Origin of the sequence: Nonlabens sp. (assembly GCF_965657255.1) — a bacterium.
GTDB lineage: Bacteria > Bacteroidota > Bacteroidia > Flavobacteriales > Flavobacteriaceae > Nonlabens.
The window spans coordinates 64,617-87,725 of the sequence record NZ_CBFHNM010000005.1; the positions used below are offsets into that span (position 1 = coordinate 64,617).

Sequence of the window (23,109 nt, forward strand, 5' to 3'; positions counted from 1 at the left end):
GTTATTTTTCAAATAGCTGTTCATTGCGTGGTTGCCATAATTCGATTTTACGATTATCGCAATCCATTATCCATGCAAAATCGCCATATTCATATTCTTCTACATGACCGACTACTTCCACGCCATTTTTTTTCAGTTCTTTTAGCAAATTTTTTAAATCGGCAACACGGTAGTTGATCATGAAGTCTTGCTGTCCAGGTTCAAAATAATCAGAATCTATTTTAAATGGGCTCCACTGTTGGCTCGCTTTTTCATCTAATTTTACACTATCCGCTTGCCAGAATGTGCAGCCATAATCATCTACTGGTAAGCCTAAGTGTTTTTCATACCATGCTTTTGTGATAGCAACATCTTTACATTTAAAAAAAATACCACCTATTCCTGTAACTTTTTTCATGACAATTTATGATTTGCTATAATCTTATTTGCAATTACTTCAGCAAGCTTAAATTTAGATTCTACTGTCCATCCAGCCACATGCGGACTCAATAAAACATTATCCACCTCTAGTAATTCTTTAAATGCGGTCGGCGTTTCACTATTGCGGAAAAGAGATTCAAACGATCTTTTTTCGTACTCAAGAACATCTAAACCTGCACCTAGAATTTTTTTAGTTTTCAAGGCGGCTACAAGATCTTCAGTAACTACTGATTTTCCTCTAGCTGTGTTGATGAGGTAGAACGATTTTTTAAATGCTCCTATAAAAGATGCATTTACCATTTTAATTGTTTTTGGAGTCTGCGGAATATGAAGACTTAATACATCAGCTTGTTTTTGCAATTCTTCAAGGCTTACCTGGCCAGCATAGATGTCACCTAGATGCGGTTTGATATCATAGCAAATTACTTTACAATCAAAACCAGATAGCTTTTTGGCAAATGCTTTTCCCATATTACCATAACCTATTAATCCAACGGTTTTGCCTTCTAGTTCTATCCCGCGATTTTCTTCACGACGCCATTGACCTGATCTTACTTCCTTATCGGCTCTATTTAAATGATTAAAAAGGGATAACAACATTCCTAGCGCATGTTCTCCTACGGCATTTCTATTTCCTTCTGGAGCATTATAACAAGCTATTCCTAATTCTTCAGCAACATTAAGATCTATATTCTCGAGTCCAGCACCTATACGACCTATAAATTTCAAATTTGTAGCCGCTTGCAAAAACTGACTATCTATAGGAAACCTGCTACGTACAATGAGACCATCATAAGTGTCTACTGCTGTCATTATATTTTCCTTAGAAGAAGTGAAATCAAAGTGGTTGTCAAAACCAGCTTGTTCTAGTTTTTCTGCAAGAACATCATGGTTAGTATCTAGGTGAAGTACTTTCATGTTGTAAAAATAAGATAATTAAAAACCTAAATTTCAATCATATTAAGTTCTTGCTCAAAATCATACTGAAGATCTTCATGTAAGGTAGAAATACGCGTTTTGATCAGTACAATTTGTCTACTCATTAAATCTCTCATGGTTTTACTGCGCAAAACTTGTGGATGTGTTTCTCTCATAAGGCGACAAAAATGTATCAATACCGCAACTTCAGTTTCTTTACTTCCAGAATATCTTATATATTTCTTTGCCTCTCTTAACACTTTACGCAATCCTTTTTGAAGGCGGTAATTGTTTGCTGTATTTAACGCAAGAAACATATTGTCCAGCAATGTCTTTACATTAGCCACATACTCATCTTCATCAGTAGATTCGAAAAGCAAATAGGAGAGTAGCTCTTTATTTTCTTTTTTAAAACGAGAAAGGCGTAAAATAATCTTCATCAAATCTTCATCAGACCTGAATTTAAGTTCTTCTTTTAACTCTTTTACCGTAGCCGTTTTCATATGTGAAAGATAAGCAATGGACTATATTTATTACCCAATGAAAAGTTAGAAAATGTTGGTAGATTTATAACGATCTTGCTTTCGCGAAAGCGGAAAAATATCCATCTATTAAATCCCAATTATAGCTTTTGCAATCATGAAGTAAATCAAAATTCCAAAAATATCATTACTAGTGGTGATAAATGGACCGGTTGCAAGTGCTGGATCAATACCTCTTTTATGTAATGCTAGTGGTACAAAAGTGCCCACCAGACCTGCCACAATAATCACTGCAAATAGAGATATTGAAATCGCTAGAGACGTGAAAAAGTCACTCTCTACAATGAAAGTGTAGGCAAATAAAAGGATAGCTAGTATGACACCATTTAACATGGCAAGCAAAACCTCTTTAAGCAATCGATTACCTATGCTTCCTTTAAGATCATCATTTGCAATACCTTGAACGATGATGGCACTGGATTGTACACCTACATTCCCTGCCATCGCAGCAATTAATGGAGTAAAGAAAAACAACACTGCGTACTTTTCAAAAATTTCTTCAAAACCGCCCATTATGGCTGCAGCACCTATTCCTCCTAAAAGTCCCAGAACCAGCCAAGGAAGACGCGCTTTAGTAAGTTCCCAGATACTGTCATTTGCTTCTACATCTTGAGAAATACCACTAGCCAGTTGGTAATCTTTTTCTGCTTCTTCTGTTATAAAATCTACAATATCATCAATAGTGATACGTCCTACAAGACGTTCTAATTCGTCTACAACAGGAATTGCCTCTAGATCGTATTTACGCATAATACGGGCTACTTCTTCACCAGAAGTATTTACCGATACATAATCTACCTTGGGAATGTAAACGTCTTTAATAGGAGTTGTTTCTGCACTGGTTAAAAGATCTTTTAAAGACAGCCTTCCCTTTAACTTATTGTTATTATCGACTACATAAATAGAGTGTACACGCGTTACATTTTCAGCTTGTGCGCGCATTTCACTCACACAACCAGTTACGGTCCAGTTTTCATTCACTCGAACCAATTCTTTTGCCATAAGTCCACCAGCGCTATTTTCTTCATAGCGCAGTAGGTCAACAATATCTTCAGCGTGTTGTTCATCAATGATTTCATTGATAACAGATTGGGCCATTTCATCAGAAAGTTCATTAAGGATATCTGCAGCATCATCGGTATCCATTTCTTCTAGTTCTTCTGCAATCTCCTTAGGGGAAAGTGCATTTAGAACGCGATCTCTCTGCGCTTCATCCAGCTCCATAAGAGCCTCAGAAGTTTTTTCAGAATCGAGAAGTTTAACAATAAAAACAGCTTGTTCTAGATTAAGCTCGTCAATAATCTCTGCAATATCTGCAAAGTGAAGTTCTTCTAGAATATGTTCCAGCTGTTCTCTATCGCTAACCTCAATTAGTGATTTGATCTGGTCGAGAAAGTCTTCTGTGATATTGAATTGCATGAAAATAGCTTAAGCGAGCAAAGATAATTTTTTGAACTTTACAAGTATAACTTTTAACCATTTTCCTAAGGACAGAGATAATTTTATCCTTTAGAAATATGGTGGACCTTTTTACGAAGGATTAAATCAGTAGTTTTTTGAACAGTAAAACATTATCCTACACCGTAAGAAATTTCATTTTCATCAAGCAATGCTAGTAGTTCTGCACTTACATTGACTTTTTGTAGTCTAGCAGACATGTCTATCGAGATTTTTTCTTCATGATCTTTCAAGTTAAAGTACAATCGATGATCACCTTGATGCTTATCTAATGCATCTTTTAATAATTCAATACGCTCTTCAATGACTTCACTAATATGAAATTCTATAGTAAGTTTTTTTGCAGCGTTTGCCATTACATCTTGTAACTGTGCCATTTGAGTGAACAAAATTCGAGGATCGCGAGGTCTTCCTGTATTCTTATCTATCCAGCCTTGTTGAATTTTTACTTTAGCATGAAGAAATGAGTTAGGTATCAAAAAGTGCCTGAATTTTAAGTAATCTTCACCAAATATTCTGAATTCATAAGTCTCTTCATAATCTTCCATAGTAAATATTCCCCATGGCTTATTTGCCTTACTCATCATGTGTCTTGCTTCTGTGATTACACCACAAAACGTAAGTTCTCTATTTACTAAAGGTTCCAGATCTTTCATAGCCGCAAGATTTGCATTACAAAAGAACTCGATCTCTTTTTTGTAATCGTCTAATGGATGTCCAGAGATATAGATTCCAACGACCTCTTTTTCTCTTTTTAATTTTTCCATTGTTCCCCAATCTTCGCAAATAGGAAGTTGAGGTTCTGGAATTTGTACATCACTTGCCTCTCCAAAAAGGCTTACTTGTGCGCTGTTTTCATTCTCTTGAAACTTTTGCGCATACTTCACTACTTGTTCTAAAAAGATTTGTCCGTTCTCAAACTCATGGAAAAATTGTGCTCTATTCTCGCCGCCCAAACCATCAAATCCACCGCTCAAAGCTAATGCTTCAAAGGACTTTTTATTGGCCGCGCGCAAATCGATACGCTTTGCCATATCAAAGATGGATTTATAAGGGCCATCTTGTCTATTATCAATAATGGTCATTACAGCACCATGACCTAAACCTTTAACCGCTCCCATACCAAAACGAATTGCTCCTTTAGGGTTTACTGTAAATTTATAATTGGATTCATTTACATCAGGTCCCAAAACATCTAGTCCCATACGACGACATTCGTCCATAAACTTAGTTACATCTTTAATTTGGTTCATGTTATTAGAAAGCGTTGCTGCCATGAACTCTGCACCATAGTTAGCTTTTAAATAAGCAGTTTGATAGGCGATCCATGCATAACAAGTAGAGTGTGATTTGTTAAATGCATAAGAAGCAAATGCTTCCCAATCTTTCCATACTTTTTCTAGAATAGTACGATCATGACCATTTGCTTCTCCAGCATCTAGAAATTTAGGTTTCATTTTTTGTAGGGTTGCCATTTGCTTTTTACCCATTGCTTTCCTCAAAACATCGGCATCACCTTTTGAAAAGTTAGCTAGCTTTTGAGAAAGCAGCATCACTTGCTCTTGATAAACGGTAATACCATAAGTTTCTTTAAGGTATTCTTCCATTGCATCTAGATCATAAACGATTTCTTTACGACCATGTTTACGGTCAATAAATTCTGGAATATATTCTAAGGGTCCAGGACGATATAATGCGTTCATGGCAATAAGATCTGCAAACTGTGTAGGTTTCAGTTCTCTCATATACTTTTGCATCCCAACACTTTCATATTGGAATATCGCAGTGGTTTCTCCACGCTGGAAAAGCTCATAGGTTTTTTCATCATCTAACGGTATCGCTTCTATATCGAGTTCTATGCCATGTCGTTCTTTTATAATGGCAACCGTATCTTTAATCTGGCTCAAGGTTTTTAATCCCAAGAAATCCATTTTCAATAATCCGGCACTTTCTACAACCTCGTTATCAAATTGCGTTACATAAAGATCAGAATTTTTTGCAGTAGCAACAGGAACAAAGTTGGTGAGATCGTCTGGTGTTATAATAACACCACAGGCATGAACACCAGTGTTTCTAACAGAACCTTCTAGAATGCGTGCTTGCTTTAAAGTTTCAGCAGTAAGATCGTTTCCTTCTGCGAGGCTTCTTAACTCTCGCACCATGTCTGCATCGTCACCTCTAAATTTACCACTGATCTCGTTATCTTCAAGAGCAAATATCTTTTTCAATTTTGCAAAATCAGGAATTAACTTTGCTACGCGATCAGCATCTTGCAATGGTAAATCTAGTGCTCTTGCCGTATCTCTTATGGAAGATTTTGCAGCCATGGTTCCGTACGTGATGATTTGTGCTACTTGAGAGGCGCCGTATTTTTCAATCACATACTCCATTACTTTATGTCGATTTTCATCATCAAAATCAATATCAATATCGGGCATCGATACACGATCTGGATTTAAGAAACGCTCAAAAAGTAGATCGTAATGGATTGGATCTACATTTGTAATCCATAAACAATAAGCAACCACACTACCAGCTGCAGATCCACGTCCTGGACCAACGGCTACATCCATTTCTCTTGCTGCTTTTATAAAATCCCAGGTAATCAAGAAATAACCAGGATAACCAGTTCTTGCAATGGTATCTAGTTCAAATTCTAATCGCTCTTCAATTTCTGGAGTGATTTCTCCATAACGTATTTTGGCACCTTCATAAGTAAGGTGACGTAGGTAATTATTTTCTCCGTTTTTAGTTTTTTCTATCGCATCATTTGCATCTATAAATTCAGACGGAATATCAAATGCTGGTAATAAAACATCACGAGCCAGTTCATAAGCCTCTACTTTGTCAATGACTTCTTGAACATTAAGAATTGCTTCTGGCAAATCTTTAAAAAGTTCTTTCATTTCTTGAGAACTTTTATAGTAATACTCTTGATTAGGTAATCCATAACGGTAACCACGGCCACGACCTATAGGTGTAGCTTGTTTCTCGTTGTCTTTTACACAAAGTAAAATATCATGTGCGTTTGCATCTTCTTTATGTACATAATACGTGTTGTTAGTAGCGACTATTTTGATGTTGTGTTTACGCGCAAAATTGATCAAAACCTCGTTTGCACGTGTTTCATCTTCTTGACCATGACGCATTACTTCTATATAAAGATCCTCACCAAAATGTTCTTTCCACCACAATAGTGCCTCTTCTGCTTGTTTTTCTCCTAGATTTAAAATCTTTGAAGGAACCTCACCATACATATTACCAGTTAGAACAATAAGATCTTCTTTATATTCTTCTATCAGTTTTTTATCTACTCTTGGTACATAGTAAAAGCCATCTGTGTAGGCTTTACTGGCCATCTTTGCGAGATTGTGATATCCATTTTTATTCTTGGCAAGAATTACTATTTGATAACCATTGTCCTTGTGTGTGCGGTCCAGCATGTCTTCACAAACTTGAAACTCACATCCTAAAATAGGTTTAATAGGCTCGCGATGTTCACCATCTTCATTATCCACAAGACTTGCATTATGCGCTTTTACAGCTTTTACAAAATGAAAAGCACCCATCATATTAGCATGATCTGTCATGGTTACCGCTTGCATATTATTTGCTGCAGCGGCTTTTACGAGATCCTGCACACTTGCTGTAGATTGTAAAATAGAAAACTGACTGTGAGAATGTAAATGAGCAAACTTTGCATCACTCAGCTCATTGAGGTTCTCTTTAATTTCTTCCTTAGAAATTGCAGGACTATCATCAGAGACCAGTTGTTCAGAAGCTTTTTTAAGGTTGACATGCTTAATGCCTACTGCAGTAATTGTTGTAGGGTTGCTTTCGCGAAAGCGTGCCACATACCCATCTCCTAATCCTAATTCTTGCTCGGTATAATTTCCTTTTCTTAGTAACTCTAAGAAACAGCGAGTTGTGGCTTCTACGTCTGCAGTTGCGTTGTGCGCTTCTCCAAAGGGTTGATTGAAAAGGAACTGATGCAACTCTGTTAATGTGGGTAATTTGAATTTTCCATAACGACCACCTGGGATTTGACACAGGTTTGCGGTACGTTCTGTACATGTATCTAGAACTGGAAGCTCTTGTAAATCATTACCTATTTGAAGTCTTTCAAATTCGGCACCGGTAACATTGAGATCAAATTTTAAATTCTGACCTACTACAAATTTAGTCTTGCTTAACGCATTGTTGAACTTTCCTAACATCTCTGCTAGTGAAATTCCTTTTTCCTGAGCCAGCGCTGTAGAGATCCCATGAATACGCTCTGCATCGTAAGGAATATCAAAGCCGTCTGGCTGGATCAAATAATCTTGCGCTTCAATAAGGTTTCCTAATTCGTCATGTAATTGCCATGCGATTTGTATCACACGTGGCCAGTTATCTACATCAGTATAAGGCGCATCCCAGCGTTTAGGTAATCCAGTAGTTTCTGTGTCAAAAATCAAGTACATAGGAGCGTCTTCTAAAAGGTCAAATAATCAAATGAAATTCCAACTAAAAATTATTTTAATTACATTGAATATCAATAATTTGATAGCGATTTTAAAATAATTTTTAGGATTTTAAATATAGTTCATTGAAAGCCGTTTTGAAAACCGAGTTATGAACAGTTTTGAACGTTACAATACTTTTTGATAAATAGATTTGGTTTATTTTCTACTCACCAAAGGCGTTAAAATTAGATTGTTTTTAAACAATTCAGAAACCTACTTTTAAGCATTAAAGAAAGGATTGACTTAAGGAATAGTTTTGAACAAAAAAAATCCGACCAAAAATTGATCGGATTCAAAAGGATTTTTGATAATCCTTTATTAGGCTATTTCCTCCATTGCAGTGACTCTCGTTAAAGAGTTGAGTATGTTATCTCTATGTTTTGTCAGTACATTTTTAGTTGACGGTGGCAGAGTAGTCTCGCTAATGATTGAATTATATTCTTCTACCGCCGTTTTTTCACCTCGTACCGCTTCTTCCAAAATTGCTTCTTCATTATCTGAAGTGAAGGTAGATTTAATATTCATCCATGTGCGGTGCATGTCTCCTTTCGCGCTTGTTCCTTTGTCTACTTCTTCTCCAAAACTTCTAATTTCTTCCTTTAACTCGTGTCCAAAGTTATAACGCTCTTTTTGCTGTGCTTCAAAAAAGTTTTGTAATCGTGTACTATCTACTTTATCTTTTGCTAACTTATATCCAGCTTCTGCATCATAGTTTTTAGTTAGTAAATCATTTAATTTTTCTGATATTTCTTTTGTGTAATTCATAATATTAGTTTGTATGGTTTTAATTATATCTACAATATAAAAGAAGAATACCGTTGAAAACGACTGATTATGATGGGTTTAGTTTAAACTTAATATAGATTTAAGGAATTGACCTATATACAGGAGTCTTTGTTAAATAGATTAACGATTGAAGACGATTCTATAGTGTTAATTCTAATAGTGGTTGGAGATACCGCTTTCGCGAAAGCGAAATGATAAGCAATAAAAAAGCCTGATCATCAGATCAGGCTTTTTAAATATATGGAAATATTGCTTATTAAGAGCCGCACATTTCACAGTCATCGCCGTTACTAGCAGCGTCTTTTGCACGCTGAAGGATTAATCTATATTCTTCTGCGCTCATTTCTTCATTCTCTGTAACCACATTTGTGTTTACAATAGGCTGCGTTTGATTCATGACATTTGCTGCAGCAGGAGAACTATCGTCCATAAATAACGACTGCGTTTGTGCAGGAGCAGGAGCTTCGGGCTGCGCTGGTGCAGGTTGTGCTTGTTTCTGTGCTCTCAACGTATTTGCTGCTTGAGCAGGTGCTGACGTGTTCAAACCAGGAGCTTCTACTGGTGCAGTAACTGGTACAGCTTTCTTTTCTTTAGTTACTGTAAACTTGATTGCGTCTACCGCTGCTTTTGTTCTTAGGTAATACATTCCAGTTTTTAAACCGCTTTTCCAAGCGTAAAAGTGCATAGATGTTAACTTTGAAGTAGTCACGTTTTCCATGAATAAATTCAAGGATTGAGATTGATCTATGAAGTAACCTCTTTCACGAGACATATCAATGATGTCTTTCATCTTTAGTTCCCAAACAGTTTTGTAGAGCTCCTTGATATCTTCTGGAATTCCTTCTATTGCTTGAATAGAACCATTGTTTCTCATGATGGCATTCTTCAAGCTGTCATCCCAAAGTCCTAGATCAACAAGATCTTTTAAAAGGTGCTTGTTTACTACTATAAACTCACCAGAAAGTGTTCTACGTGTGTAGATGTTAGAAGTATAAGGTTCAAACGCCTCGTTGTTTCCTAAAATTTGAGAGGTACTCGCCGTAGGCATAGGTGCAACAAGAAGTGAGTTTCTTACTCCATGTTCCATAACTTTAGTTCTTAAATCTGCCCAGTTCCAACGACCACTTAATTGGTCATCATTTACATTCCACATGTTGTACTGGAATTGCCCTTGTGACATAGGTGATCCTGCAAATGTTGAATATGGCCCTTCTTCTTGAGCCATTTCCATAGAGGCTTCACAAGCTGCAAAGTAAAGTGTCTCAAAAATATCAGAGTTCAATTTCTTAGCTTCATCACTAGTAAATGGAAGACGTAACATGATAAACGCATCTGCAAGACCTTGGATTCCTAATCCTACTGGTCTGTGACGCATGTTAGAGTTTTCTGCCTCTTTTACAGGATAATAGTTGCGATCAATTACTTTATTTAAGTTGCGCGTTACTCTTTTAGTTACTTTATATAGTGCTTTATGATCAAATGCACCATCCTTTACAAACATAGGTAATGCGATAGAGGCAAGGTTGCAAACCGCTACTTCATCTGGAGAAGTGTACTCCATTATCTCTGTACAAAGATTAGAAGATCTTATCGTACCTAAGTTTTTCTGGTTGGACTTATTGTTTGCTGCATCTTTATACAACATGTATGGTGTACCAGTTTCTATCTGAGATTCTAGAATCTTGTCCCAAAGTTCACGTGCAGGAATAGTCTTGCGACCTTTTCCTTCTTCTTCATACTTTGTGTATAAAGCCTCAAATTCGTCTCCATGAACATTGTAAAGATCTGGACACTCATGTGGACACATTAGGGTCCATGTAGAGTTAGTTTCTACTCTTTTCATGAAAAGATCAGAAATCCACATGGCATAGAATAAATCACGTGCACGCATTTCTTCTTTACCGTGATTCTTTTTTAGATCTAGAAAATCAAAAATATCTGCATGCCATGGTTCCATATAAATCGCAAAAGAACCTTTACGTTTTCCACCACCTTGATCCACATAACGAGCCGTGTCGTTGTATACTTTTAACATAGGAACGATACCATTAGAAGTACCGTTTGTACCACCGATGTAAGAACCTCTTGCGCGTATGTTATGAATAGATAGTCCTATTCCACCAGCGCTTTGTGAAATTTTAGCTGTTTGCTTTAATGTATCGTAAATCCCTTCAATACTATCGTCTTGCATGGTTAATAAGAAGCAAGAGGACATTTGAGGTTTAGGTGTTCCAGCATTAAATAAAGTAGGTGTTGCATGAGTGAAAAACTTCTTTGACATCAACTCATACGTCTCAATGGCAGCATCAAGATCATCCATGTGAATACCAACGGAAACACGCATTAACATGTGTTGTGGACGCTCTGCAATCTGACCGTTTATTTTTAACAAGTAGCTGCGTTCCAGTGTTTTAAATCCAAAGTAATCGTATCCAAAATCACGATTGTATATGATAGCCGAGTTCAATCGGTCTGCATTGTCCTGAATCACTTTATAGACCTCGTCAGAAATCATTGGTGCTTTTCTCTCTGTACGCGGATTTACGTACTCATAAAGATCGGTCACTACATCGGAGAACGTCTTTTTTGTATTCTTATGTAGATTAGAGACAGAAATGCGTGCCGCTAGGCGGGCATAATCTGGATGTGCTGTGGTCATCGTTGCTGCTGTCTCTGCTGCAAGATTATCTAGTTCACTTGTCGTAACACCATCATATAAACCATCGATAACACGCATGGCAACTTTCACAGGATCTACATGGTTACTTAAACCGTAACATAGTTTACGTACTCTAGCTGTGATTTTGTCAAACATGACTGGCTCTTTGTGGCCGTCTCTTTTTATTACAAACATATGGAACTATTTTTTGGATTTAGACACAAGAATTTACATCCCAGAATCTAACAATTTGGTTAATTTATATGAAAATACTTTTAAATATTTTCGGTACTTATATATAGGAACAGCCTACAGGCTGTATTTCTTTAATTTAGAAATCTGCATCAAGAGAGAAAGAGTCCATCGTGCTCTTATCTTCTTTTGTGCTATTCATTACACCAGCTTTCTGGTATTCACCTACTCTTTTTTCAAAGAAATTGGTTTTTCCTTCCATACCTATTAAATCCATAAAATCAAATGGATTTGTTACGTTGTAGACAGGATCACATTCCAGTTCTACAAGTAAACGGTCTGTTACAAACTCTAGGTACTGTGTCATTAACTTTGCGTTCATACCTATCAAACTCGCAGGTAAAGATTCTGTAATGAATTCACGCTCAATATTTAATGCGTCTACAATAATTTCTGTAATACGTTCTTTAGGTACTTTATTGATTAAATGGTGATTATGTAAGTGTACTGCAAAATCACAGTGCATACCTTCATCACGAGATATCAACTCATTAGAAAAAGTAAGTCCAGGCATTAAACCTCGTTTCTTTAACCAGTAAATTGAACAAAAAGCACCAGAAAAGAAAATACCTTCTACAGCTGCAAAAGCAATAAGACGCTCTGCAAAGGAAGGACTTTCTATCCATTTCATTGCCCAGTCTGCTTTAAGTTTAATTGCAGGAAAGTTTTCAATAGCTTTAAATAATTGATCTTTTTCTTTGTCGTCTTTTACATAAGTATCAATTAACAAAGAATAAGTTTCTGAATGAATGTTTTCCATCATGATCTGGAAACCGTAGAAAAATTTTGCTTCAGAATATTGTACTTCATTTACAAAATTCTCTGCAAGGTTTTCATTAACTATTCCATCACTAGCTGCAAAAAAAGCAAGAATGTGTTTTATAAAGTAACGCTCGTCAGAATTGAGAGAATTTTGCCAATCGGTTAAATCAACTTGAAGATCTATTTCTTCTGCTGTCCAGATGCAAGCTTGTTGTTTCTTATACCATTCCCATAAATCATCATGTTGAATAGGGAAAATAACAAAACGGTTAGGGTTGTCTTGTAATATAGGTTCTAAAGTATTTTGCATCTGAAATAATTTTTTCGGTTACTTTTTAAAATCTCGGAATAACAAAGATGACGAATGTTTCATGTCATATCTAGTTTTTAACATTTGCCTTTTTCACAAGTTTTCAACAAGGTAAAAAGTTAACAAATATTAAATGGGAGAGGTGCAAGTGTTTGAAAAACAGACTGTTTTATTTTTTATCTATTTTTATTATAATTCGTAGAACAAGAGCTTTAAAACAGTAGTTTTTATCGCTACTAAGCAGTTTTTTGTAGAAATTTCCTACGCATACTTATGAATTATTTTTAAGAAGTTATCCACCCTTTAACAAAAGCAAAATGTGTCAAAAACAAATTTTAAAACGCAGATTTTGGTTTTTAGATTAAAAATCTTTTGCAATTTCTTCCAATTCTGAATACCATTGATGGCCAAATTTTCTGATCAAAGGTTCTTTTAAAAATTTGTAAACTGGAACGCCTAATTCTTCACCTAAACTGCAAGCATCATCACAAATTTGCCATTTGTGATAATTTACGGCCTTAAAATCTGTGTATTCTTGAATGCGTACAGGATATAGGTGGCAAGAAATAGGTTTGTAGAAAGTAGTCTTTCCATCTCGATAAGCGCTTTCTATACCGCAAAGTGCTGTTCCATCTTCTTTGAATGTAGCATAGGCACATTCTGCTCCATCAACTAATGGGGTTTCCAGCTCGCCATTTTCTCTTTCTATCCAGGTGCCTTGTTCTTCTATTGCAGCGATTCCTTCTGGACGTAAGAACGGTTTAATTTTCTTGTACTCGCGATCTAATATATCTAGTTCTTTTTGTTCTAAAGGTGCTCCAGCTTCTCCAGCCACGCAGCAAACACCTTTACAAGCAGTAAGATTACATACAAAATCTTTTTCAAGAAGATCGTCAGAAACAATCGTTTTTCCTAGTTGGAACATGTCTATATATATTAAGACTGCAAAGATACCTTTTGAACTTGAATTTGAATTCGAACCTGATGTGGAATTAAAAAATGAAGTAAATATTATGGAGTACTTGACTTAATTTTAATTAAAGATTCCTGCCAAGGGTTTTATAATTAGAGTTCAAAATCGATTTGAAGAGTCTCGCTTTTGCGAAAGCGAACTTTAAATTAATATTTAATAGGATTTGTAATTCATTTATATTTGCATCACACACAAAGCTATTATGAAGTACAACCGTATCTTATTAAAACTATCTGGAGAAGCCTTGATGGGCGAACGACAATATGGTATTGATCCAAAACGCCTCGCAGAATATGCACAGGAAATCAAAGAGGTTATTGATCTAGGTATCGAGGTTGCCATAGTTATAGGTGGTGGAAATATTTTTAGAGGTGTCGCTGGTGCAAGTAATGGAATGGATCGTGTGCAAGGAGATCACATGGGTATGCTTGCTACGGTTATTAATGGTCTTGCCCTGCAAAGTGCGCTTGAAAATGCTGGTGTGCCGACTAGGTTGCAAACAGCTATTAAAATTAATGAGGTTGCAGAGCCATTCATACGTCGCAAAGCGATGAGACATCTTGAAAAAGGTCGTGTGGTCATATTTGGTGGAGGAACAGGTAATCCCTATTTCACGACAGATAGTGCGGCAGTTTTAAGAGCCATAGAAATTGAAGCTGATGTTATTTTGAAAGGAACTAGAGTAGATGGTATTTACACGGCAGATCCTGAGAAAGACGCATCTGCAACAAAATTTGACTTTATCACCTTTGAAGAAGTATTACGTAAAGGTCTTAAAGTAATGGATACAACAGCATTTACTTTAAGTCAAGAAAATGAGTTGCCTATTATTGTATTTGATATGAATACAAATGGTAATTTAATCAAACTATTGAGTGGTGAGCAAATAGGAACTAAAGTACAATTGTAAAAAACAGCAATATATTTGCATAAGATTTCATAAAAATATTATAGATGAACGAAGAAATTAATTTTATTCTCGATACTGCAAAGGAAAATATGGACAATGCCATTGTTCATTTAGAAAAACAATTATTAAGCATACGCGCTGGTAAAGCAATGCCTGCTATGTTAAGTACTGTAATGGTAGATTATTATGGAAGTCAGACACCGCTTTCACAAGTTGCAAATGTTTCTACTCCAGACGCACGCACCTTGAGTATATCACCATGGGAAAAAGGAATGATTACTGAAATTGAAAAAGGAATCATGTATGCTAATCTGGGTTTAAATCCTATGAATAATGGTGAGAGTATCATTATTAATGTTCCTGCTCTTACAGAAGAACGACGTAAAGAACTTGTTAAACAAGCAAAAGCAGAAGCTGAAGAAGCAAAAATAGGGGTGCGTAACGACCGTAAAGTGGCAATGAATGATCTTAAAAAATTAGATATTTCTGAAGATTTACTTAAAAACGCAGAAGCAGATGTGCAAACGTTAACAGATAAATACATTGTTAAAATAGACGATCACCTAGTGATCAAAGAGAAAGAAATAATGAAAGTCTAATAAAGGCTTTATTTCAAATAAAACGCCAGACTACAATCTGGCGTTTTTTGTACAGATCATCTACCGTTAAGAACAATAATTATAACGATCTTCTTTTTCTAGTCTCAATTTTTTAGGCATTATGATTTTATGAAGCTACTTTTTGGAATTTTGTTGACACTTTCATGTGCTACTGTGTTAGCACAGAAATCGAGTGCGAGAGAGGCAGATCTATTGATGACCAAAGTACTTATATCTACAAAAAAGAATGATCCTACTCATAAACTTAATTCTTACAAATACGATTCTTACGAGAATTTAAAAGTTTCTGGAGATCCAGAAGCACTAACTGGACCTGGTTATAAAAAGACAGAACTCAGAAAAACTTTAAAGAAAACAAGAGTCTTTTTTGCAGAAAAAACTTCTCGTCATATTTATGACTATAAAGAAGGCTATAAAGAGATCATTACTGGTGCAAATATGCCAGGTTTTGAAGAGCCAGTGTATCCTATTTATAATATAGATTTTCAGTCAGAAAATGTGTACGAGGATAGGTATATTATTTTTGATCAGGAATTTATAAGTCCGCTTAATAAAAAGTCCATGACGTTGTATAATTTTCAAATAGAAAAAGATACGACTGTAGCAGGAAGAGCAGTTTCTAAATTGAACTTTACACCTAAAGATAGTCAGGTGCCACAACTATTTTCTGGAAATTTATATATAGATCTAGAAACTTACGGTGTCGCAAAAGCGGTTTTTGAAAAATCTGGCAAGCTTAACATAGATGCTTATCATGACTTTATATACAACGAGGCGTTTTCATTGTGGTTGAATAGCTCTCGTAAGTTATATGTTAGACAAGAAAAAACACGTAAAGAGTTTGAATTATTTGGTGGAAGACTTGAAGTAGGAATCGAGAAAAAAACCGACGATGATAAAAACGCTGCAGAAGAACTTTACCTTATTATTGAAGCTTTAAATTCTAACTTTCAGGCAAATCAAGAAATAGAATATGGTAGACGTGGATTAAAAATTGAGGTCCAAGATAGTTCTATTCACCTAAAAGAGGAATATTGGGAAAAGTATCGCGGTGAAGACGCATTTTCAACTACAGAGCTTGCTCAATTTATGGATCTTGATAGTATCGTTAGTGCTTCAAAAATAACACGTAAATTAGAAATATTAGATAAGTTTAAAGTAGGTTATTTCCCTATAAGCTTTATAGATGTTGATTTAAAATACCTTGTTAAATATAACGATTACGAGGCTTTTAGATTGGGAATGGGAGGACAGACCAATGAAAAGCTAAGTGAGAACTTTAGAATCAATGGCTATCTAGCATATGGTACAAAAGATGCAGTATTTAAGCATAAAATAGGAATAGGTTTTCGCATAAATAAAGAAAAAAACACTTGGCTTAATATTTATAAGCAAGATGATATTAATGAATTTGCTGCAGAGAGTTTTTTAACGGACGCTCGAGTGTATTCTTTATTTGAACCACGGCTGATTAATATTCCAACATTTTATCTTTATGAGCAATATGGGATGTCCTTGCAGCAACGTTTGTTCCCTTCTGTGATTAGCGAGGTTTCGCTTACGCGAAAGCGAATCAACCAAACAACCAGTTATCAATATATTTCTGACCAAGGTGATTCTTTTTCAGAATACGTTCTTGCTGAGGCTACTTTAGGAGTGCGATGGAGCCCTGAAAGTGATTTCATGCGCACGCCAAGAGGTTTTCAAGAAATATCTCGAGGTTATCCTATTCTAAGTGGTCAAATAACCAAGGGTTTTAGAGGTGTGACAGAAAGTAATTTTAACTATTTTAAGGTTTCTGGAAAGGCGCAATATGTTTTGAGTAGACCAGATCAATCAGGTACAGAATTTTTACTGGAAGGACATTACAGTACTGGTGAGGTCCCTTTAACGCATTTGTTTCATGCTTATCCTAATGCGCCTAATAAAGACGAGGTGCTGCAAAGATTTTCTGTAGCAGGAACGAGAAGTTTTGAGACCATGTATTTCAATGAGTTTTTCTCTGATAGAATTATAATCGGACAGGTGCGCCATCGTCTTGCGCCGTTTAATATCTTTTCATTTCTTAAACCAGAGATGGTTTTGATTACCAAAGCGGCTTGGGGAAATTTAGACAACATAGATCGTCATCAAAATGTTAGTTTCAATACATTAGAAAAAGGCTATTTTGAAAGTGGCTTTGAATTAAATAAATTGATTTTTGGTTTTGGATTAAGTGCTAGTTATCGCTATGGTCCTTATCATCTTCCAGATTTTGAAGACAACCTGGCGCTCAAGTTTACTTTTTATCTAGAACTATGACGCTATGCAGCACATAATTAACTTTTTATCATTCTCTAGTTAATTCATTTAAAAGTACCTTTGCAAGCCTTATAAAAATCCATGCAAAAGTTATTTAGTTTTAGATTTTGGAATAGTATTGCCAGATTAATACTGCGCAATAGAGAGATTATCTTAGGACTTATTGTTGTTATTACTATTGCACTTGCTACGCAATGGAAGCATATGCAATTTACTCATACCGAGGCAAATTTACTTCCTGATGATCATCCTGTAAACGAGGTTTATAATCAATTCTTAGATAAATTTGGTGAAGAAGGAAATCTAATCATTTTAGGTGTAGAGAATAAGAATTTAGACAACTTCAAAAACTTTAATGCCTGGAATGAACTAGCAGATTCACTTGCGACATTTAGCGAGGTAGAATTAGTACTTTCTACTTCTAACTTGCCCAACCTTTCAAAAACCGATGATAATACTAGATTTATAGTAGCTCCTGTATTAAAAGAGAAGTTAAAAAATAACGGCGAACTTCAAGATTTTAAGAAGAAGCTTTTTAACGATTTACCTTTCTACAAAAACCTGATCTATTCAGAAAATGATAGTGTGATACGCACAGCCGTTTATTTGCGTAAAGAAATCGTCAATACTATAGAGCGCAAAGATTTTATTATTGATCATTTTAAGCCGTTAGTAGATTCGTATTCTGAGAGTAATGAACTAGAGATTAAAATCTCTGGAATGCCTTATATACGCACGCTCAATGCTCAAAACATTGTTGATGAGATAGGGATGTTTTTACTGGCAGCTTTATTAGTCACTTCTGGAATTTTCTTTTTCTTTTTTAGATCTTGGCGTGCCACCTTTATTTCTATAATTACTGTAGTAATAGGAGTGATGTGGGCTTTTGGTATTCTAGGGTGGATAGGCTATGAAATTACTGTTCTTACAGCGCTTATTCCACCTTTGATTATTGTTATCGGTATTCCTAATTGTATTTTCTTAATCAATAAATATCAACAGGAAATTAAGAACCATGGTAATCAAGCTAAATCATTGCAGCGAGTAATTACCAAAGTAGGTAATGCTACTTTAATGACTAATCTTACAACAGCAAGTGGTTTTGCCACTTTTATTTTTACTGAAAGCAAATTGCTAGTAGAATTTGGTGTAGTAGCTAGTATATGCATTATCGCTATATTTTTATTGAGCTTAATGATTATTCCTATCATTTATAGCTACTTGTCTATTCCTAAAGAGCGTCATTTAAAACACTTAGGAAAATCATGGATCAATAGTTTTGTCAACTGGAATGAGCGCATGGTAAAAGGTAAGCGTATTCCTATTTACATCACAAGTGTGATCGTTCTTATCTTAAGTTTTATAGGAATTTACCAAATTAAAGTTTCTGGTAGCCTTATTGAAGACATGCCTAAAGGAATGCAGTTTTATAAGGATATTAAGTTTTTTGAAGAAAGCTTTGACGGTATTATGCCATTAGAAATAGTGGTCTATAGTAAAAACGAAAAAGTAACAGGTCTTAAAACACTCAAAAAGCTCAATAAATTAGAAGAACACATCATAGAAACTCCAGAACTTTCTAGACCAATGTCTATAGTATCTGCAGTTAAATTTAGTAAACAAGCTTTCTATGGTGGTGATCCAGAATATTTTGATTTACCATCTACCTATGATGCAGTAACGATGTCACAATTAGTAAAGAAGAGTGGTGAGGATATTTCTCTAATGAAAAGCTTTGTCGATAGTACAGGACAAAATGCGCGTATCACAACCTTTATGAAAGATATGGGAACCGACCGCATGGAGCGTGTAGAAGAAAACTTAAGAGAGAAAATCAATGCTATATTTTCAGAAGATGCCTATGAGGTGACCATTACAGGTAAAGCCCTAGTTTTTCAAAAAGGAACAGATTATTTGATTAATAATTTGATTCTTTCTTTATCGCTTGCTATTGTTTTGATTGCTCTTTTCATGGCATGGATGTTCCGTTCCCTGCGCATGATTTTTGTATCACTCGTACCTAATTTATTGCCGCTGTTGATTACAGCTGGATTGATGGGTTATTTAGGCGTCCCTATAAAACCTTCTACTATTTTGGTTTTTTCTATTGCTTTTGGAATCTCGGTAGATGATACCATTCACTTTCTTGCCAAATACCGTCAGGAACTTATGGCAAACAAATGGCGTATTAAAAAGTCTGTTTATGGGGCTTTAAAAGAAACAGGTGTAAGCATGTTTTATACATCCATTGTTTTGTTTTTTGGTTTCTCTACGTTTACGATTTCCAGTTTTGGTGGTACGGTAGCCTTAGGAGCATTGGTTAGTGCTACATTGCTTTTTGCAATGGCCGCAAACTTGTTGTTGTTGCCTAGTATGCTGCTTTCGCTAGAAAGAAGTGTTGCAAACGAGCGTACCTTTAAAAAGCCGTCTATTCCTCTTGTAGAGCCGCATAAAGACGAGGAAGAAGTGCATTAAGTCATTCATTGTATCATAGTTTGTTATTATTTCGCTTTCGCGAAAGCGAGATAACAACCTTCCTTATCACATTAACCATCTTAATTTATTGTAGCAACGACTCATAAAAATTATATTTGCCGCACTTAATTTATTTAAGAAACTAATGAAAAGAATAGCAGCAATACTACAATCAGAACCTAGCATGGTAGAGATTACCGTAAAAGGTTGGGTACGTAGTTTTAGAAATGATAGATTTATAGCGCTTAACGATGGTTCTACCATTCATAATTTACAAGCCGTTATAGAACCAGAAGATCAGGAAAGAGATGTATTAGATCAAATTACCGTTGCGAGCGCAGTTGCCGTGACTGGAACTTTAGTAGAAAGTGAAGGTTCTGGACAGCGCATAGAATTGCAAGCCACAAAAATTCAAATTCTTGCCACTGCAGATCCTGAAGAGGTAAAGAAGACTATTCTTTCTCCTAAAAAGCACAAGCTAGAAACCTTAAGAGAACAAGCGCATTTACGTGTGCGAACTAATACTTTTGGCGCAGTAATGCGTGTAAGAGCGGCACTTTCTTTTGCGGTACATAGTTATTTTCAAAAGAACGGATTTTATCAAGCACATACGCCTATTATTACAGGGAGCGATGCAGAAGGTGCAGGAGAAATGTTCCGTATTTCTACGTTAGATCCTAAGAATCCGCCGCTGGATGAAGAAGGTAAAATTGATTATAAGCAAGATTTCTTTGAAAAGGAATCTAATCTTACCGTTTCTGGACAGTTAGAAGCAGAGACCTATGCAATGGGATTAGGTAATGTATATACTTTTGGTCCTACCTTTAGAGCAGAAAACTCGAATACGTCACGCCACCTTGCAGAATTCTGGATGATAGAGCCTGAAGTGGCTTTCAATGATCTAGATGCTAACATGGATCTTGCAGAGGATTTTATTAAATATGTGGTGGATTATGCACTAGAAAACTGTGCTGACGATATTGAATTTTTAGAAAAAAGATTAGAGCAAGAAGATAAAAGCAAACCACAAGCAGAACGCAGTCCAATGCCACTGCGTGAGAAGCTGGCGTTTATAGGTAAAAATCACTTTAAGCGTGTTTCTTACACAGAGGCGATTGATATTTTAAGAAATTCTAAGCCTAACAAAAAGAAGAAATTCAAGTATATTATTGAAGAATGGGGCGCAGACTTGCAGTCAGAACATGAGCGTTATCTTGTAGAAAAGCATTTTGAATGTCCTGTTATTCTTTTTGATTATCCAGCAAAAATTAAGGCGTTTTACATGAGGTTAAACGATCCTGATAAAGAAGGTCGTGAAACAGTAAGAGCTATGGATATACTTTTCCCTGGAATAGGTGAAATAGTAGGTGGATCGCAGCGTGAGGAACGTTATGATGTGTTGAAAGGTAAAATGGATGCTATGGGAATTCCAGAGGAAGAATTAGGATGGTATCTGGAAATGCGCAAATTCGGTAGTGTGGTGCACAGTGGTTTTGGACTTGGTTTTGAACGTCTAGTTATGTTTGTAACAGGAATGGGTAACGTAAGAGATGTGATTCCTTATCCACGCACGCCAGGAAACGCAGCGTTCTAAAATTATTATAAAGTATTTTTAAAGTCCTGATTTCTTAATTGATATCAGGACTTTTGATTTTATATGTATTTCAAATACATTTACTGATTACGATCCGTTATAATTTTAACAACTATAGCTTTTATCAAATTGGCTTTTAGTATTTTTACGTAGTTAGAAAACAACCATGCTAAGACAGTCGCTCAATTTTAAATTATCTCAAAAGTTATCTCCGCAACAAATACAGTTGATGAAGTTGATACAACTGCCTACGCAGGCTTTTGAGCAACGCGTAAAGTCAGAACTGGAAGAAAATCCAGCGCTGGATGATGGTAAAGAAAAGTCTGACGAAGATTATGACGAGTTTTCTAATGAAAACGAATACGACGATGGTAACGAGTCTATAGATACCGACATCAATGTAGATGATTATTTGAGTGATGACGATGTGCCTGAGTATCGCACTAAAGTAAATAATTACAGTGCAGATGACGATGAAAAAAGTGTTCCTTATGCTGCAGGAAAATCTTTTACACAAACACTAGTAGAGCAATTAAATACTCGCAGACTGAGCGCAGATGATAGAGCCATTGCAGAGTTTCTAGTAGGTAGTATCGATGGAAGTGGCTACATTAGAAGATCATTAGAAGATATCACTGATGACCTTGCTTTTACCATGAACCTGTATACGGAAGTGGATGAGGTAGAAAAAGTGCTTAAAGTCGTTCATGAACTTGATCCTGCAGGAGTAGGAGCTCGAGATTTGCAAGAATGTTTACTTATACAGCTTTCGCGAAAGCGGAACACAGAAAGTATTGAGCTGGCCATTAAGTTAATTAGAGATTCATTTGATGCTTTCAGTAAGAAGCATTACTCTAAGATCATAGCAAAGTATGATATTACAGAAGATCAATTGCGCGATGCAATTGATGATATCGAGCATTTAAACCCAAAGCCAGGCGGTTCTTATACTGGCGGAAGTACACGTATCGTAGAACAGGTTGTTCCTGATTTTACGATAAGAATCAAAGATGGAGAATTAGAATTGACTCTCAATGGGCGTAATGCGCCAGAATTGCATGTTTCTAGAGATTATTCTAATATGTTGCGTGGCTATAAGGAAGCCAAGGAAAAAACTAAATCGCAAAAAGACGCGGTTATGTTTATTAAACAGAAGTTAGATGGCGCAAAATGGTTTATTGAAGCGATAAAGCAAAGACAAGAAACCTTATTTGTTACCATGTCTACAATTATGTACTATCAGCAACAATATTTTTTAACTGGTGACGAGCGCAATTTGAAACCTATGATCCTAAAGGATATTGCAGATAAGATTGATATGGATGTATCTACAGTTTCTCGTGTTGCAAATTCTAAATATGTCGACACTCCATACGGTACAAAGTTGATCAAAGAGTTCTTTTCAGAATCTATGACCAATTCTGATGGTGAGGAAGTTTCTACACGTGAAATTAAAAAGATCTTAGAAAATGTAATTGGTGAGGAGAGCAAGAAGAAGCCTTTTACGGATCAAAAATTAGCAGAACTACTTAAAGAAAAGGGTTATCCTATAGCACGTAGAACTGTTGCTAAATATAGAGAGCAGCTAGATATACCTGTAGCACGTTTAAGGAAAGAGATTTAA

Annotated in this window: 15 protein-coding genes; 6 read left to right on the forward strand and 9 right to left on the reverse strand. The window is 35.8% G+C overall.

All coding sequences use genetic code 11. The features are described from left to right. Position 1 precedes the first annotated feature (1 nt). From ACTF54_RS07700 to ACTF54_RS07740, 9 genes are all read right to left on the reverse strand, one after another. On the reverse strand, positions 2-397 hold the full coding sequence (locus ACTF54_RS07700) for a VOC family protein (RefSeq protein WP_347196003.1): 396 nt from the start codon (positions 395-397) through the stop codon (positions 2-4). Further along, a complete protein-coding gene (locus ACTF54_RS07705; protein WP_438969100.1) occupies positions 394-1,338 on the reverse strand; it encodes a 2-hydroxyacid dehydrogenase in 945 nt (314 codons plus the stop codon). The genes ACTF54_RS07700 and ACTF54_RS07705 overlap by 4 nt, the downstream gene beginning before the upstream one ends. 26 nt (positions 1,339-1,364) lie before the next feature. Further along, positions 1,365-1,841 carry a hypothetical protein gene (locus ACTF54_RS07710; protein WP_438969101.1) on the reverse strand — a complete coding sequence of 159 codons (477 nt, stop codon included), beginning with the start codon at positions 1,839-1,841 and terminating at the stop codon, positions 1,365-1,367. A 108-nt stretch (positions 1,842-1,949) separates the two neighbouring features. Further along, on the reverse strand, positions 1,950-3,299 hold the full coding sequence (gene mgtE, locus ACTF54_RS07715) for a magnesium transporter (RefSeq protein ID WP_347196006.1): 1,350 nt from the start codon (positions 3,297-3,299) through the stop codon (positions 1,950-1,952). Positions 3,300-3,451: 152 nt separating this feature from the next. After that, positions 3,452-7,801, reverse strand: coding sequence for a DNA polymerase III subunit alpha (dnaE, locus tag ACTF54_RS07720; protein ID WP_347196007.1), 4,350 nt, complete (start codon positions 7,799-7,801; stop codon positions 3,452-3,454). Positions 7,802-8,161: 360 nt separating this feature from the next. Then, positions 8,162-8,608: a ferritin-like domain-containing protein gene (locus ACTF54_RS07725; protein ID WP_347196008.1), complete on the reverse strand. Its 447-nt coding sequence runs from the start codon at positions 8,606-8,608 to the stop codon at positions 8,162-8,164. A gap of 277 nt (positions 8,609-8,885) precedes the next feature. After that, positions 8,886-11,483 carry a ribonucleoside-diphosphate reductase subunit alpha gene (locus tag ACTF54_RS07730; RefSeq protein WP_347196009.1) on the reverse strand — a complete coding sequence of 866 codons (2,598 nt, stop codon included), beginning with the start codon at positions 11,481-11,483 and terminating at the stop codon, positions 8,886-8,888. 136 nt (positions 11,484-11,619) lie between these two features. After that, positions 11,620-12,612 (reverse strand): ribonucleotide-diphosphate reductase subunit beta, encoded by a 993-nt coding sequence (locus ACTF54_RS07735; protein ID WP_347196010.1) that lies wholly within the window; start codon positions 12,610-12,612, stop codon positions 11,620-11,622. Between the two features lie 361 nt (positions 12,613-12,973). Then, positions 12,974-13,537, reverse strand: a complete 564-nt coding sequence (locus ACTF54_RS07740; RefSeq protein ID WP_347196011.1) for a DUF3109 family protein — start codon at positions 13,535-13,537, stop codon at positions 12,974-12,976. A 250-nt stretch (positions 13,538-13,787) separates the two neighbouring features. Between ACTF54_RS07740 and pyrH the strand changes: the two genes are divergently transcribed. The 6 genes from pyrH to rpoN all read left to right on the forward strand — a co-directional run bounded on the left by pyrH (position 13,788) and on the right by rpoN (position 23,109). Continuing rightward, positions 13,788-14,495, forward strand: a complete 708-nt coding sequence (gene pyrH / locus ACTF54_RS07745; RefSeq protein WP_347196012.1) for a UMP kinase — start codon at positions 13,788-13,790, stop codon at positions 14,493-14,495. Between the two features lie 44 nt (positions 14,496-14,539). Beyond that, a complete protein-coding gene (gene frr, locus ACTF54_RS07750) occupies positions 14,540-15,094 on the forward strand; it encodes a ribosome recycling factor (RefSeq protein WP_347196013.1) in 555 nt (184 codons plus the stop codon). A gap of 129 nt (positions 15,095-15,223) precedes the next feature. Beyond that, a complete protein-coding gene (locus ACTF54_RS07755; protein WP_438969102.1) occupies positions 15,224-17,416 on the forward strand; it encodes a DUF5686 family protein in 2,193 nt (730 codons plus the stop codon). An 81-nt stretch (positions 17,417-17,497) separates the two neighbouring features. Beyond that, complete coding sequence (locus ACTF54_RS07760; protein ID WP_438969103.1) at positions 17,498-19,891, forward strand: efflux RND transporter permease subunit; 2,394 nt, start codon at positions 17,498-17,500, stop codon at positions 19,889-19,891. Positions 19,892-20,036: 145 nt separating this feature from the next. Beyond that, a complete protein-coding gene (gene asnS, locus ACTF54_RS07765; RefSeq protein WP_347196016.1) occupies positions 20,037-21,485 on the forward strand; it encodes an asparagine--tRNA ligase in 1,449 nt (482 codons plus the stop codon). A 166-nt stretch (positions 21,486-21,651) separates the two neighbouring features. Then, on the forward strand, positions 21,652-23,109 hold the full coding sequence (gene rpoN / locus ACTF54_RS07770; RefSeq protein ID WP_347196017.1) for an RNA polymerase factor sigma-54: 1,458 nt from the start codon (positions 21,652-21,654) through the stop codon (positions 23,107-23,109).

What these genes read in the sequence shown, in the direction of transcription:
- rpoN (WP_347196017.1), top strand. Translation starts at nt 21,652, where the DNA reads ATGCTAAGACAGTCGCTCAATTTTAAATTATCTCAAAAGTTATCTCCG.
- ACTF54_RS07705 (WP_438969100.1), bottom strand. Translation starts at nt 1,338, where the DNA reads ATGAAAGTACTTCACCTAGATACTAACCATGATGTTCTTGCAGAAAAA.
- ACTF54_RS07730 (WP_347196009.1), bottom strand. Translation starts at nt 11,483, where the DNA reads ATGTTTGTAATAAAAAGAGACGGCCACAAAGAGCCAGTCATGTTTGAC.
- dnaE (WP_347196007.1), bottom strand. Translation starts at nt 7,801, where the DNA reads ATGTACTTGATTTTTGACACAGAAACTACTGGATTACCTAAACGCTGG.
- ACTF54_RS07740 (WP_347196011.1), bottom strand. Translation starts at nt 13,537, where the DNA reads ATGTTCCAACTAGGAAAAACGATTGTTTCTGACGATCTTCTTGAAAAA.
- ACTF54_RS07755 (WP_438969102.1), top strand. Translation starts at nt 15,224, where the DNA reads ATGAAGCTACTTTTTGGAATTTTGTTGACACTTTCATGTGCTACTGTG.
- pyrH (WP_347196012.1), top strand. Translation starts at nt 13,788, where the DNA reads ATGAAGTACAACCGTATCTTATTAAAACTATCTGGAGAAGCCTTGATG.
- frr (WP_347196013.1), top strand. Translation starts at nt 14,540, where the DNA reads ATGAACGAAGAAATTAATTTTATTCTCGATACTGCAAAGGAAAATATG.
- ACTF54_RS07735 (WP_347196010.1), bottom strand. Translation starts at nt 12,612, where the DNA reads ATGCAAAATACTTTAGAACCTATATTACAAGACAACCCTAACCGTTTT.
- mgtE (WP_347196006.1), bottom strand. Translation starts at nt 3,299, where the DNA reads ATGCAATTCAATATCACAGAAGACTTTCTCGACCAGATCAAATCACTA.
- ACTF54_RS07760 (WP_438969103.1), top strand. Translation starts at nt 17,498, where the DNA reads ATGCAAAAGTTATTTAGTTTTAGATTTTGGAATAGTATTGCCAGATTA.
- asnS (WP_347196016.1), top strand. Translation starts at nt 20,037, where the DNA reads ATGAAAAGAATAGCAGCAATACTACAATCAGAACCTAGCATGGTAGAG.
- ACTF54_RS07700 (WP_347196003.1), bottom strand. Translation starts at nt 397, where the DNA reads ATGAAAAAAGTTACAGGAATAGGTGGTATTTTTTTTAAATGTAAAGAT.
- ACTF54_RS07710 (WP_438969101.1), bottom strand. Translation starts at nt 1,841, where the DNA reads ATGAAAACGGCTACGGTAAAAGAGTTAAAAGAAGAACTTAAATTCAGG.
- ACTF54_RS07725 (WP_347196008.1), bottom strand. Translation starts at nt 8,608, where the DNA reads ATGAATTACACAAAAGAAATATCAGAAAAATTAAATGATTTACTAACT.